Annotated in this window: 14 protein-coding genes; 1 reads left to right on the top strand and 13 read right to left on the bottom strand. The window is 30.7% G+C overall.

What is annotated here, in order from left to right; genetic code table 11:
* Positions 1–16: 16 nt before the first annotated feature.
* From J1C67_RS10770 to ulaG, 6 genes are all read right to left on the bottom strand, one after another.
* Complete coding sequence (locus J1C67_RS10770; protein WP_167866792.1) at positions 17–706, bottom strand: L-ribulose-5-phosphate 4-epimerase; 690 nt, start codon at positions 704–706, stop codon at positions 17–19.
* A gap of 227 nt (positions 707–933) precedes the next feature.
* The gene (locus J1C67_RS10765) at positions 934–1968 is read right to left on the bottom strand and encodes a hypothetical protein (RefSeq protein ID WP_167866791.1); all 1035 of its coding nucleotides are present in this window, start codon (positions 1966–1968) and stop codon (positions 934–936) included.
* A gap of 82 nt (positions 1969–2050) precedes the next feature.
* Positions 2051–2344, bottom strand: coding sequence for a PTS sugar transporter subunit IIB (locus J1C67_RS10760; RefSeq protein ID WP_089971876.1), 294 nt, complete (start codon positions 2342–2344; stop codon positions 2051–2053).
* Between the two features lie 60 nt (positions 2345–2404).
* Positions 2405–3862 carry a PTS ascorbate transporter subunit IIC gene (locus J1C67_RS10755; RefSeq protein ID WP_089971878.1) on the bottom strand — a complete coding sequence of 486 codons (1458 nt, stop codon included), beginning with the start codon at positions 3860–3862 and terminating at the stop codon, positions 2405–2407.
* A 48-nt stretch (positions 3863–3910) separates the two neighbouring features.
* Complete coding sequence (locus tag J1C67_RS10750) at positions 3911–4348, bottom strand: PTS sugar transporter subunit IIA (protein WP_167866790.1); 438 nt, start codon at positions 4346–4348, stop codon at positions 3911–3913.
* Positions 4349–4402: 54 nt separating this feature from the next.
* Complete coding sequence (ulaG, locus tag J1C67_RS10745) at positions 4403–5467, bottom strand: L-ascorbate 6-phosphate lactonase (RefSeq protein WP_167866789.1); 1065 nt, start codon at positions 5465–5467, stop codon at positions 4403–4405.
* A gap of 337 nt (positions 5468–5804) precedes the next feature.
* On the opposite strand from ulaG, the gene J1C67_RS10740 reads away from it, so the two are divergent.
* A complete protein-coding gene (locus tag J1C67_RS10740; protein ID WP_089971885.1) occupies positions 5805–6593 on the top strand; it encodes a DeoR/GlpR family DNA-binding transcription regulator in 789 nt (262 codons plus the stop codon).
* Between the two features lie 128 nt (positions 6594–6721).
* On the opposite strand, the gene J1C67_RS10735 is transcribed toward J1C67_RS10740, so the two are convergent.
* The 7 genes from J1C67_RS10735 to J1C67_RS10705 form a co-directional block, all read right to left on the bottom strand.
* Positions 6722–7117, bottom strand: coding sequence for an RrF2 family transcriptional regulator (locus tag J1C67_RS10735; RefSeq protein WP_089971887.1), 396 nt, complete (start codon positions 7115–7117; stop codon positions 6722–6724).
* A gap of 352 nt (positions 7118–7469) precedes the next feature.
* Positions 7470–8468 carry an inorganic phosphate transporter gene (locus J1C67_RS10730; protein WP_089971889.1) on the bottom strand — a complete coding sequence of 333 codons (999 nt, stop codon included), beginning with the start codon at positions 8466–8468 and terminating at the stop codon, positions 7470–7472.
* Positions 8461–9081 (bottom strand): DUF47 domain-containing protein, encoded by a 621-nt coding sequence (locus J1C67_RS10725; RefSeq protein WP_089971892.1) that lies wholly within the window; start codon positions 9079–9081, stop codon positions 8461–8463. Before J1C67_RS10725 ends, J1C67_RS10730 begins: the two co-directional genes overlap by 8 nt.
* Before the next feature lie 168 nt (positions 9082–9249).
* The gene (gltA, locus tag J1C67_RS10720; protein WP_167866788.1) at positions 9250–10635 is read right to left on the bottom strand and encodes an NADPH-dependent glutamate synthase; all 1386 of its coding nucleotides are present in this window, start codon (positions 10633–10635) and stop codon (positions 9250–9252) included.
* Positions 10635–11525: a sulfide/dihydroorotate dehydrogenase-like FAD/NAD-binding protein gene (locus J1C67_RS10715; protein ID WP_089971896.1), complete on the bottom strand. Its 891-nt coding sequence runs from the start codon at positions 11523–11525 to the stop codon at positions 10635–10637. Before J1C67_RS10715 ends, gltA begins: the two co-directional genes overlap by 1 nt.
* A 279-nt stretch (positions 11526–11804) precedes the next feature.
* Entirely contained in the window at positions 11805–12971 is a 1167-nt protein-coding gene (locus J1C67_RS10710; RefSeq protein WP_167866787.1) for an iron-containing alcohol dehydrogenase, read from the bottom strand.
* Positions 12972–13427: 456 nt separating this feature from the next.
* A complete protein-coding gene (locus J1C67_RS10705; protein ID WP_167866786.1) occupies positions 13428–14990 on the bottom strand; it encodes a sigma-54-dependent Fis family transcriptional regulator in 1563 nt (520 codons plus the stop codon).
* Positions 14991–15057 lie beyond the last annotated feature (67 nt).

The raw sequence follows: 15057 nt of genomic DNA, 5'->3' as shown, positions 1-15057 counted from the left end.
TGTCTCCCTTATAACACTATTGTCCATAATAAGCGTTTGGACCATGCTTTCTCATAAAGTGCTTATTCATTAATTCTTCTGGCATTGCTTCTATTGTTTGTCTTGATAAAATTTCTGTATTCCACGCCATCATTGCAACTTCTTCTAAAACAACTGCATTATGAACCGCCTCTAGAGGATCTTTTCCCCATGAAAATGGACCATGGTTTTTAACTAAAACAGCTGGTACCTGTGATGGATTTAATTTCTTAAATGTATCAACTATAACTCCACCAGTATTATACTCATAGTTTTCCTCTATTTCTGACTTTGTCATATCTCTTGTACAAGGGATTTCATTATAAAAATAATCTGCTTGAGTTGTTCCATAAGGTACAATGCTTCTTCCAGCCTGAGAGAAAATTGTTGCCCACCTTGAGTGAGTATGAACAATCCCACCAATTTCACTAAATTCTTTATATAGTTTCACATGTGTTTGCGTATCTGATGATGGTTTGTACTTTCCTTCTACTACATTACCTTCAAGATCTACTACTACCATATCCTCAGGTCCCATAACTTCATAATCTACACCAGATGGTTTAATTACTACTAACCCGAGCTCCCTATTTATTCCTGATACATTTCCCCAAGTAAAAGTTACTAAATTATATTTTGGAAGCAACATATTTGCCTCGTAAACTTCTTTTTTTAATTCTTCTAACATACCTATCCCTCCATCTATTTGATTTTTAGATAAAAAGTGGAGTATGGAGTTTTTATTTAATTCCCCATACTCATTGTATTTATTTTTCAACTAAAACTTCTTCTCATATTCATTCGAATGAGTAAGTTCGCCTTGCCAAATGTGAAATTTGGAGGCAATATCTAAAACTCCTTCTCATGTTCATTCGAATGAGTAAGTTCACCTTGCCAAATGTAAAATTTGGAGGCTTACTTAACTATATATAGTGCCGCTTCTCCTAGTTCTCTGTTTGCTGATATTATAATATCTCTGTCTTCTTCATTTATAACTGCTACATTGCTTGGACCAATACCTGCTTCTATAACTTCTGTTTTAAATGTAAGTTTTTCTTTGTCATCGCATTGAATAACAAATAATTCTTTTTCATTTCTTCTATATCCACCAATTATGCTTGGTATCCCTCTTAATTTACCACCCCAGACTACATGTCCAAAATCCATTTCTTTAGGGTACTTGTACACAACTTTATATTCTCCATCAATTTTTTTATTTATTAAGAAGTTTCCACCATGGAATTCTTCTATTGTTACTAATTCATCCACACCATCTCCGTCTATATCCACAACTGCAATGTCACTAACTGGCTTATTCATTATTTGTTCTATCTTCCACTCTTCTTTGCATGTTTGTGGAGGAGTTACAACAAATACACCTTCTTCACAAGTTACTAATCCAGCCATTACCTTATTCCAAGTTGCTCTGCAATATCCGTGATTCTTAGTTAAGCCTTCTTTTATGATTTCTAGTTTAATTGGTTCATTTAAATCCTCTGGTATTTCACCTACATATATTTTACCTGGGTTGGACCAATCTTCTTTAAATTCCTTTGTTGTACAAAGAGTTGCACCTAAGAAATAGTTTTTACCATTAGCTTGTAGTATGTCAAATCTATGAACATAAGGTAACTTAAATAATGTTTTCACATCCCAAGTTCCACCGTCCACTGGTTTTGCCCATACTATTGTTGCATTTTCTGATTGGAAAGTTGGAAAGAAGTTTTGTACTGCTAAAAAGTCTCCATTTTTTCCTGGCACAGATACCATTGACATTGTTCCACCAGGGCCATCCCATACAGTGTTTTGCTTAAAATCTTCTCCAGTATAGCTATAACAAGATCCTTCACCTTCTGTTGCTAATAATATATTTCTTTCTCCATTTACCATAGTGCTACTAGTTGCATAACATCTATGTAAATTTGTTAAAACTTTCTTTTCAAATTTCATAATTTATTTCCTCCAATATGTTAAAGGATATTCAAATAAATAGAAAGTCAGTGTGCCAGTCTATTTATTTGAATGTCTCTACCTATTTTTTATTTACTATATGTTCTACAATTTTTTGTTCTATTTCCTGTTCTGATAAAAGATTTTTTAACCCTATAACAATTGTTCCACCATCTTCTGCTCTCTTAAAGTTTGATTTTAAGGCTTCTGAGCAAAATACTACATCATAACCTGAGGCTTGGCTTTTTGCTTCTCCGATACTTGTATGGTGAATTGATACCTCTATTTCAAGTTTCTTGAAAATTTTTGCTATCTTCATTTTTATTATTTGACTTGATCCCATCCCATTTCCACAAGCTGCTATTACTTTTAACATTTGTATTTCCCCCTTAATTTTTAATATTTAAAATATTATTATATTTATGTTTCCATATTATTATTTATTTCCTAAACCTTCGCTAATATACTCGTCATAGTTTTCTGCTATCTTGAAATAACCCTTTTTATTTTTTCTATATTGTAATTGTGGTATAAGTAGTAATGCTACAATTGCAATTCCTACACCTACATATTGTAGTTTATTCATTAACACTCCAATTATTGGCCATATTGTGGCGAAATCGAAGTTTCCATGCCATCCACCATATTGTGCTAATTGGAAGTAATGTGCTGCAAAAGCTCCACCTAATACTTGAATAACCCCAGCTGCAATTGGTATAATCATTGCTGCTCTTAATCCACCTTTTTTATTAGCAAATACTGCAAATGTTGCATTATCAAAGAATAATGGTACGAATCCTGATATTATTAGTACTGGACTTTTAAATACTATTAATCCTAAAATTGCTACGAATTGACCTATTGCTCCGAATAAGAATCCTATTGTTACTGCATTTGAAGGACCAAATCCATAAACTGCTGCACAGTCAACTGCTGGCATTGAACCTGGTAATATTTTGTTTGAAATACCTTGGAAAGATTCTGTAAGTTCTGCAACGAACATTCTAACTCCAAGTTGTAATATGCTTAAATAAACTGCAAAGTTTAATGATTTTTCAACTATATAGAACCCAAAGTTTCTATTTGGACTAAAGCCCTTATCTATTTCATGTAATAAATCAGGTCCTAATATTGTCATTATTATTCCAAAGAAGAACATCATCAATATACCTGTTGCTACAACGTTATCACTAAATATTGATAAGAAACCTGGCAACTTAAGATCTTCTATTGTTTTCTCTTTATTTCCTATTTTTCCTGCAATTTTATCTGTTAACCAAACACCAAACATTTGTTGATGTCCAATTGCGAATCCACCACCCTCAGTTAACTCTTGGCAAGCTTCAACTGTAAGGTTAGAAGCTACTGCCCAATAAGTTCCTAATAACAACCCAAGCATAACTACTACTTTAGTATCTTGAAGATTTGGGAATGCGAAGAATACTAACCATAAAGCTGTTGCTGATTGTTGAACCATTACATGGCCTGTAATAAATACTGTTCTAATCTTAGTAAACTTTCTAAATAAAACCAAACCTATATTGAACATAAATGCAACTAGTAAAACTATCATCATCATTGAGAATGATTTTCCTGCATTTTCAATTGCTGTTTGTGCTGCTGTTTGTCCAAAATATGGATCAATTACTGCTGCGGTTAAATTAAACCGATCTTTCAACCCCGCTAATATAGGTCTAAAGTTACCTACAAGTCCTGAAGCTGCTACATTAAGAATTAAGTACCCAACAGTTGCTTTTATGAAGCCTGCAAATGCTTCATGTAGAGGTCTTTTTAATAATAAGTATCCGAATAATACAATAAATCCCATGAAGAATGCCGGATTAGTTAATATATTTATTTGGAAAAATTCCCATATTTTTAAAACAATGTTCATTTTAATTAATCCCCCTTAACATTTTGATATTTATCAATTCCTAAAAGGCTAAAGTAACTTTTTCAAATCTTCTACTGACCTAGTGGCCATTAACTTTTCAACCACTGACTCATCTTCTATAAGACTAACCATTTCCATTAAATTTTTCATATGTAAATCACTATCTGTTGAAGCTAAGACAAAAAATAAATTTGCATCCTGCTCTGGGTCATCACTAAAGTGTACTGGTTTTTCGGTTTTCATAAAGCACATTGCCGTATCATTTACACCTACAACGCCTTCTTGAGCATGGGGTATGCATATCTTAGGTGCGATTACTATATAAGGTCCAAATTTTTTAACATTTTCTATTATAGCGTTCACATAGGAATTTTCTATTACACCTTCATCAATTAAAGGTTTACATGAAGCCTCTATTGCTTCCTCCCAATTTTCAAATCCCTCATGAAAAGAATATCTTTTCTTATTAATTAATTCCTTTAACATGACCTGTCCTCCTTTTTTTATTTAGAGGGTTAAACCTAACCCTCTAATTTTATTTTATAGGAATGATGTATATGGAAGATTTATTTCAGTTTCAAAGCAATCATCAAATCCTCTTGGATAATGATATTCTCTATTGTTTTTATCTATTGGGAATATAAATTTCCCACCTACTTGCCATATAAACGGATTAAATTTATATTGTAACCTATCTTTCTTCATATCATACAATGCTAATATCTCGTTTGTATCAGCTTGGAAATTTGACCAGATATCATGATGGAATGGAATAACAACCTTTGTATTTAATGATTCAGCCATTCTTAAAATATCTACTGATGTCATCTTATCTGTAATTCCTCTTGGATTTTCTCCATATGATCCTAAAGCAACATCAATTTTATGATCTCTTCCATGTTTTGCATAATAGTTTGAGTAATGTGAATCTCCACTATGATAAAGGTTTCCTCCTGGAGTTTTTATTAAGTAATTAACAGCTTTAATATCCATATCAATTGGCATTGTACCTCTTAGGTCTCCCTTTGGAGGTGCTGTTATTAAAGCAGTTCTATCAAATGCTTCTAATGCAACTATTTCTATGTCTCCAACCTTTACTATATCTCCTGGTTTAACAACTATACATCTTTCAGCTGGAACTCCCCATCCAATCCATTTATCTACACATGCTTTTGGTCCAATAAATGGTATTGATGAATCACAATTTTGCATTACTGCAGCCGCAACGTTTACATCGATGTGATCATTATGGTCATGTGTTGATAATATTGCATCTACTTTCTTAATACCAAATGGATCTAATACAAAAGGTGCTACTCTTAAATTTGGTTGAAGCTTCTTACCTCCACACATTCTTGCCATTTGATGTTCTGGATCTATATATGGATTCTTTCTTGTTCTTTTACCACTTCCACACCAAAAATCTATACATAAGTTAGTACTACCTTCACTTTTAACCCAAATGCCTGTACACCCTAGCCACCACATTGAAAATGTTTCTGGTTTAACGACTTCTTCTTCTATTTCCTCATTTAACCAAGTTCCCCATTCTGGGAATGTATTTAAAACCCATGATTCTCTTGTTATATTTTGTATTTGTGACATTTTGATCTCCTCCTAAAAATTTATTTAATTAGTTCACTTATTTAGTTTGTTTGTCTATTTTATTGATTTAGTTTGTTTATTTAGTTTTTTATTAATGATTGTTTTGAACTATGTTTTTTCTTTTTTAGAACTCTTTGTCTGTTTGTAACTTTATAATACATCAAACATTCAAAATATTCAAGGTTTTTTTGAATGTTTTATTTTTTTTATTTTATGAATGTTTTATTTGAACTTTGTGAACATTTGTTTTATAATGTATATAAGTTAGATAAACCTTAATTTTACATTTAATTTAAGGTAAGATTTAGATATGTTAGTTTTTAAGGAGGATATTATTATGAAAAAAACTCAAAGTATAGTTTCTAAACGAAGAGATGAAATATTAGATATTTTAAAATCTAATAATGAAATAAAAAATGAAGAATTAGCTGAACTACTACGAACCTCTCCTCTTACTATTAGAAGAGATCTTCAGGCTTTAGAAGAAAGTGGTTTTGTTAAAAGGCACTATGGTGGAGCAGTTCTAGTTAATAGTTTTGATGATTCTAATGTTAATCAACTTGATATTTCAATGAAGCATGAGAAACAAAAAAAAGCTATTGCTAAATATGCAGCAAGCTTAATAGAAGATGGGGATACAATTTTTATAAACTCTGCTACTACCTCTCTTCTAATACTTGAATATCTAGGAGATAAAAGAGTTGTTGTTGTTACTAATAATGGTAAATCGCTTAATTCAATTATTGGCCCTAATGTTGATTTAGTTTTAACTGGTGGTCAAGTTTATGGTAGAAAACAATCAATGGTAGGTGATTTTGCGACACACATACTATCAAAAATAACAGCATCAAAATGTTTTTTAGGGGTAAGTGGCATAGCTGCCGATTCAGGAATAAGTACTTCTGTACTTCAAGAAACATTAATAAATAAAGAAATGATAAATCATTGTAATGGTCCGGTATATATATTAGCGGATAATTCTAAAATCGGTAAACATCATAATTTCTGTAGTGGAGATATAAATGACATTTCCCATCTTATTACCGATTCAGATATATCATTAAAAGATTCAAGTGATTTTGAAAACAATGGTGTTCATGTGTCTAAAGTAAATTATATAAAATAAAAAACTATTATAATAAACTAAAAAAGCAGCCTTCAATTTTATAATTGAAGGCTGCTTCCTGTTCTAATTTTATATTTCTATTTGTTAATAGAACATTAATACGTCACTTTTGTTTTTCTACATTTCTCTTAAATAACATCAGCTAAGGTATATTGAGAAAACTCTTTTATAAATAATTTTAATGAATCATTCATAATACCTTTTAATTTACATCCACCGCTTATAAATGGACACGTATTCTCTTTATTAAAACATTCTGCTATGTTTAAATTATCCTCAGTTACTTTTAAAACTTCCCCTAAGTTTATTTCTTTTGGGTCAAGTCCAAGTTTTATCCCACCTGATCTTCCTTTTATAGAAATAATATACTCTGTTTTAGCTAACTTATGTATAATTTTTTTTAAGTGATGCTCTGAAATATCTAAATTATTTGCAAGTTCTTCAACTGTACAAAGTTTTTCTCTATTTACTGCTAAATATATTAATGATCTAAATGAATAATCTGTAAACTTTGATAAATACATAAAATCCCTCTCTTTCCTTAAGGTATATATAAATAACAATTACATACTACATGTCATTCTTTAAATGCCTTAATAATTAATTATGTCACTTTTTTATATTATCATTATACACCCTAAACAAATTTTTTTAAATAATTTTAGTTATATGTTTATTTAATTTACACTTTTTCTTATATTATTAGAATCTAAAAAACTTAATTATTAAGGGATATATGGCTCAAAATAGACTATCAAATTAGTGTGTTTTTTGGGAATCACCTTATATTTATAAATATTCTTCTCTCTCAAAACAGTAAGGCTATGAAATTATAGAATTTCATAGCCTTACTAATTATGTACATCCCTATAAATATTATAACATCTTTATTAAAAGTGTTAGTAAACTTGCAAATATTGCGCACACTGGGATTGTTACAACCCATGCCCATACAATATTTTTTGCCACAGCCCATCTTATAGATGAAAGTCTTTTAGATGCACCAACTCCCATTATTGAAGTTGAAATTATCTGTGTTGTTGAAACTGGTGCGTCAAGCATAGTTGCAGTAAAAATAATTGCCGCTGCACTAGTTTCCGCAGCAAATCCATTAACTGGAGTTAATTTACCCATGCTAACTCCCATAGTCTTAATAATTCTCCATCCACCAATAGAGGTTCCTAAAGCCATAGAAATAGCACAACAAACTTTAACCCAAGTATATACATGGAAATCACTTATTAATCCTCCACTAACTAAAGCCATAGTTATAATACCCATTGATTTTTGAGCATCATTTGACCCATGGTTAAATGCCATTGCAGCTGCTGAAGCAATTTGAGCTTTACAGAAAAATTTAGATATAGATTTAGGTTTAAATGGACTAAGTATTACATTTAATATCTTCATAAATACAAACCCAACACAAAACCCTATAATTGGAGATAAAAAAAGCCACAATACTATTTTCGACATAAAATTACCCCATTGAACTATTGAAAAACTAGCATTATAAGTTATCCCCGCACCAAGTAATGAACCTATTAGGGCGTGAGAAGAACTACTTGGAATTCCATAATACCAAGTTATTAAATTCCAACATATTGAGCTAATAAGCATTGTAATTACAGCAATTTGAGGCATAAATTCTGGTTTTATAATATTTGCTCCTACAGTTGTAGCAACTTTTACACTAATTAATGCGCCTACTAAATTAAGAGAAGCAGACATTATTATAGCTTGTCTAGGTGTCAGAACTCTAGTTGCTACTGATGTAGCAATTGCATTAGCTGTATCATGAAATCCATTTATAAAATCAAACCCTAAAGCTAATATAACAATAACTATTGTTATTATAATTGTGGAACTAGGCATTCTTCATTACAACCCCTTTAACCATATTAGCTACATCTTCACAAGAATCTATTGCCTTTTCCATGCGTTCAAGTATTTCTTTCCATTTAATTATTTCTATTGCATCTGTTTCTTTAAATAATTGTTTTAATGAATCTCTATATAGTTTATCACCGGCATCTTCAAGCTTATTAATTAACCAAATTTTTTCCTGTAAAATTTTACTTTTTTTCATTATTTTAAATTCTACCATTAAATTAATTACTTCAGAAGTTGCCTCAACAATTAAATCACAGAATTCATTTATGTATCCTCTTGTTTCCTTTATATCAAATATTAATATTCTACTGGAAGTAGTTTCAATATAATCGATAATATCATCAAGGGCATTTCCGATTGCATGTATATCCTCTCTATCTATTGGAGTAATAAAACTATTATCTAATTCTGTATAAATTGAATGGAGCATTTCATCACATTGTTTTTCTAAGTCTTTAATTTCTTGATACTTTACTTCAGTATTACTAGTATCGTTCATGAAATCCCTCATCATTAATGCAGATTTATGAACCTTTTTTGAAAAATCAACAAACATGTCAAAAAATTTATCTTCTTTTCTCTTTACTGATATCATAATATATCCCCCTGTTGTTTTAATGTATAAAGTTGAAAATGCTCTTCACTACATTTTAATACATAACTGTTAAAAATAAAATACATTACTAATAAAATACAAAAAAAAGTTTTTGCCCCTGAAGTTAGTCCCTTCTATGGATTAACCTCAGCGGCAAGTTTTCATTTATTATCTTAAATATTCATCTATTGCAGCAGCTGCTTTTTTTCCAGCTCCCATTGCAAGTATAACTGTAGCGGCTCCTGTAACTGCATCTCCACCAGCATAAACACCTATTTTTGATGTTAAGCCATTTTCATCTGCAATTATACATTGCCATTTATTAATATCTAAACCTTCTGTTGTTGAAGATATTAATGGATTTGGTGATGTTCCAAGCGACATTATTACAGTGTCAACATCCATTACAAATTCTGAACCCTCTACAACTTTTGGACTTCTTCTTCCTGATGCATCTGGTTCTCCAAGTTCCATTCTCATGCAACTCATACCCTTAACCCATCCATTTTCATCGACAAGTATTTCAGTTGGATTAGTTAATATATCAAATATTATTCCTTCTTCTCTTGCATGATGTACTTCTTCTGCTCTTGCTGGAAGCTCTTCTGCACTTCTTCTATAAACTATATGTGCTTCAGAACCTAATCTTAATGCAGTTCTTGCAGCATCCATAGCTACATTTCCCCCACCAACAATTGCTACTTTTTTACCAATATTTACTGGTGTTACATAATCTTCTTTATATGCTTTCATTAAGTTTACTCTTGTTAAGAATTCATTAGCTGCAAACACTCCATTAGCATTTTCTCCTGGAATTCCCATAAACTTTGGAAGACCTGCTCCAGATCCTATAAATACTGCCTTGAAATCTTCTTCTTTCATAAGCTCATCAATCTTTATAGTTCTTCCTATAACAACATTAGTTTCTATTTTTACACCTAATTTTTTTATATTTTCAATTTCAGCTTTAACTACTTCATCTTTTGGAAGTCTAAATTCTGGAATACCATAAACTAAAACTCCCCCAGTTTCATGCAGTGCTTCAAATATAGTAACTTCATATCCTTTTTTAGCTAAATCACCTGCACAAGTTAAACCAGCAGGGCCACTTCCTACAACTGCTACTTTCTTACCATTTTTTGCTTCTGTTTGTGATAAATCCACATTATTTCTTCTTGACCAATCTGCTGTAAATTTTTCTAGCTTACCAATTGCAACTGGTTCTCCCTTTATTCCAAGTACGCATTTACCTTCACATTGGCTTTCTTGTGGACACACTCTTCCACAAACTGCTGGTAATGAACTATACTTTGCTATTTCTTTTGCTGCGTCTTCAAAGTTTCCTTTCTTTGCAAAATCAATAAATCCTGGAATATCTATAGCTACAGGGCACCCTTCAACACATTTAGGTTTTTTACAAGTTAAGCATCTATTTGCCTCTTTTATAGCTTCTTCTTCATTATATCCAAGACATACTTCTTTAAAATTAGTTGCTCTAATTTCTGGTGCTTGCTCTGTTACCGGTGTTCTTTTCATTCTATCTACCATATTCATTACTTGTCACCTCCACAGCCACAGCTACCATTTTTATGAGTATTTCCTTCTTCTACTTTAAGCTGAGCTCTTCCCTCTTCTTTTTTATAAAGAGTTTGTCGTCTCATAGATTCATCAAAATCAACTAAATGGCCATCAAATTCTGGTCCATCTACACATGCAAATTTAACTTTCCCTCCAACTGTAACTCTACAAGCACCACACATGCCTGTCCCATCTACCATTATTGGATTTAAACTTACTGTTGTTTTTATATTTAATTCCTTTGTAAGCATCGCCATAAATTTCATCATTATCATTGGTCCAATTACAACTGCATGGTCATATTTTTGACCTTTAACTTCCACTAGTTCTTTAAGGCAATCTGTAACTCTACCATTAAATCCATAAGATCCATCATCAGTTGCTATATAAAGATTTCCAGCTACCGCTCTCATCTCATCTTCTAAAATTAATAATTCCTTATTTCTACTACCTACTATAACATCACATTTTATACCTTGCTCATGCATCCACTTAACTTGTGGATATACAGGGGCTGCCCCTACGCCTCCAGCTATAAATATTATGTTTTTCTTTTTCAATTCTTCTAAATCTTCTGTTATAAATTCGCTTGGTTGTCCAAGTGGTCCAACAAAATCTGAAACATAATCTCCAACTTCAAAGCTTGCTAATTGCTTTGTTCCGCCCCCTACTGTTTGAAATACTATAGCTACAGTTCCAGCCTCTTTATCATAATCTGCAATTGTTAAAGGAATTCTTTCACCTTTTTCATCGTTTTTTATAATTATAAATTGACCTGGGTTTGCAGATTTAGCTACTCTTGGAGCTTCAATATCCATTAAGAATATGTTATCTGTAAGCTCCCTTTTACTAACTATTTTGTACATATTTTTCTCCCCCTTTTTTCTATACACAATGTTTACATTTTATCATATTTGAATTTATAAACAATATTATTTTTACATAATAATTAAAATATTCTGCATTTTAAATTATTAATTTATTACTATTTTACTATTATTTTATGTATTTAGAGAGCTTCAAAAATTAACTATTTAGATTCTAGTCTATTTTCAGCTCTCTTAAAAGAAACTTTTTCTGAAATAATATAACTTTAAAAATGCCCCCTATAAAAAGAGGGCATCTGATAATTTTTTTATTTTTTATTAGAACGTTACTTTTGTACCATAGTAAGTACATTCTAGTACTTTTTCCATAGTTTCATCATCTATTGTTCTTGGGTTTGATCCTGTACAAGCATCTAATACTGCATTATGTGCTATAAACTTCACATTATCTTTAAAGTCTTGTTCAGTTATTCCATATTCCTTCATTGTATGAGGAATACTTAATTTTGTATTTAATTCATTTATCATTTCTATTAATGAATCTGTTAACTCTACATCTGTTTTTCCATCTAACTTCAACATTCTAGCAACATCTGCATATCTATCTTCACACTCTACTCTGTTATATTGCATAACAAATGGTAAGAATATCGCATTTGCACAACCATGAGGAATGTGGAATACTGCTCCTACTTTATGAGCCATTGAATGAACTATTCCAAGCAGTGCATTTGAAAATGCCATTCCTGCTAAACATTGAGCTTCATGCATCAAGTTCCTAGCTTCTACATCACCTTCAAAAGATTGCATTAAATTAGCTTTAACCATTTCTATAGCCTTCATTGCTAAAGGATCTGAGAAGTTTGATCTTAAACCTGCTGTATAAGCTTCAATTGCATGTGTTAACGCATCCATTCCTGTATGCGCAACTAACTTCGCTGGCATAGTTTGAGCTAATGATGGATCTACTATAGCAATATCTGGAGTTATGTTAAAATCAGCTAAAGGATATTTTATTTTAGCTTTATAATCTGTTATTACTGAAAAAGCAGTAACTTCTGTTGCTGTTCCACTAGTTGATGGAATTGCTATAAACTTAGCTTTTTGTCTTAATTCAGGTAATCCAAATGGAATTACAGCTTGTTCAAAGGTGAAATCTGGGTATTCATAGAATATCCACATTGCTTTAGCTGCATCAATTGGTGATCCTCCACCCATTCCAACTATCCAATCGGGCTTAAATCTTCTCATTGCTTCTGCACCCTTCATAACAGTTTCAACTGATGGATCTGGTTCAACACCTTCAAATAGTTCAACTTCAATTCCAGCTTCCTTTAAATATTCTTCAACTTTTTGCAGAAAACCAAATCTTTTCATTGATCCTCCACCAACTACTACCATTGCCCTCTTACCCTTTAAAGTTTTAAGAACTTCAAGTGACCCAACGCCATGATAAATATCTCTTGGTAATGTAAAACGTGCCATAATAATTCCTCCTAAATCCCTATTTCTTTTATACCTTTTTAACTTTAAATAAATTATAATCAATAAATTTTCATACTAAAAATTTTCTAAAAGATTATACTTTTATATTTATATTTCTTTATATCAGTTTATATTACTAATTTATTAACTTAAGGATATTAATTATTTAAAAAAATCCCTTATATATATTTATAGCAACTACCGTGCCAATTGTTATTTTTTTATCATACTTTCTTGTAATAGCCTTATTATAGCAATTTATTCAAATATAAAATATTTACTATTAAATAACAATGTCCTAAAAGTTAACATTATATTTTTATAATACTGTTAGCTTTTAATACACTGTTAGTTTTTGTTACACTATATTCTTTTCAATTACCAGGCAATACAACTTTGATATTCCTCTATAATTTTATATATTTAAATAAATCTTAATATAGTCTACTGTATTTTTTATTTGCTTTTTATATTATATTTCTTTATCTTATTATATAAAGTATTTCTGCTTATACCTAAGACAATTGCAACTTTAGTGATATTATAATTATTAACTTTCATTGCGGTATCTATTGTTCTAGCTTCTATAATTTCTAAATTCAAATCTTTTTCTAGTATATTAATATCTACTCTCGACTTTTCTATTTCATCTCTAATTATTCCTATGCAACTATATATTTCCTTACTACTATCATTATCCTCACTTAAATCAAAAGATAATTTCCCACCTAAATTAACTATATTCTCAATATAATTTTCTAGTTGCCTTATGTTTCCTGGCCAATTATAATTAACTAGATCTTTATATAATTCATTATTTATCTCTGGTACTACCTTATTTAATTTAAATGATTTCTTTCTTAAAAAATATTCTATTAGCTCCTCTATATCCCCATTTCTTTCCCTCAATGGCGGTATTTTTATTGGAATAACACAAAGCCTATAATAAAGATCTTCTCTAAATTCCCTTTTTTCTATTTGCTTTTTAAGGTTTTTATTAGTAGCCGCAATAACTCTAATATCTACTGGAATTTCTTCATTTCCTCCAAGTCTAGTTATAACACCTTCTTGAAGTACTCTTAAAAGATTAACTTGCATCTCTAAAGGCATTTCTCCTATTTCATCTAAAAATAAAGTTCCTCCATTTGCTATTTCAACTTTCCCAATCTTACCGCCTTTTTTTCCACCAGTAAAAGTCCCTTCTTCATATCCAAATAGTTCACTTTCAATTAAGTTTGCAGGTATTGCTCCACAATTTATTGCTACAAACTTATTTTTTCTTCTATAACTATAGTTATGTATATCTTGAGCTAATACCTCTTTGCCTGTACCACTTTCGCCTTGAATTAAAACTGTAGATGGACTATTAGCTATTATTTTGCAATTTGTTATCACATTAGTTATAGCTGCACTTTTCCCTATAATATCATTAAAATCACAAAAAGCTCCCTTTGTGTCATTTTTGCATTTATCCAAATTATTCTCTATTGCTTTAACTCCGAAGGCAACTAACCCTAGAGTATGAGGGTGCTTCATATTGCTTTTCCCTGTTAAGTTTAAAGTTCCTATTATCTTCCCATATATATTATGAATTGGTGCTGCAGAGCAAGTTAAACTCCTAAAGCTTTCTATATAATGTTCATTTGCTGTAATTTGAACACACTTATCTTCTTTTATTGCTGTCCCCATTGCATTAGTTCCTATATTTTGCTCATCCATATAAGCACCAATTTTTAAATTCAATTTATCAAATTTATTTACTATCCACTCAGCACCTTTTATATTTAATATACATCCTTCCTTATCTGTTAAAACTATAATAAAATCATTATCATGAACAGATGAAAACATCATATCTATATAAGGCCTTGAAATTTCAATAAGCTCACTATTATTACTTAAAATTCTTAATAATTCTTCATTCTCTAATATTTTTTTAGAATATATAGATTCTTTTAGTACGCCATACCCCTTACTTCTTTTATGTGACTCCTTAACTAATAATTTATTATCTAACATAAATTTCTCCCCTTTTGTTAAACTGCCCCTACCTCATATACCCCTTCTAAAATCATATATTTAAAAG

Origin of the sequence: Clostridium gasigenes, assembly GCF_017348895.1 — a bacterium.
Lineage (GTDB): Bacteria > Bacillota > Clostridia > Clostridiales > Clostridiaceae > Clostridium > Clostridium gasigenes.
This window is presented reverse-complemented; position numbering and strand designations above follow the sequence as displayed.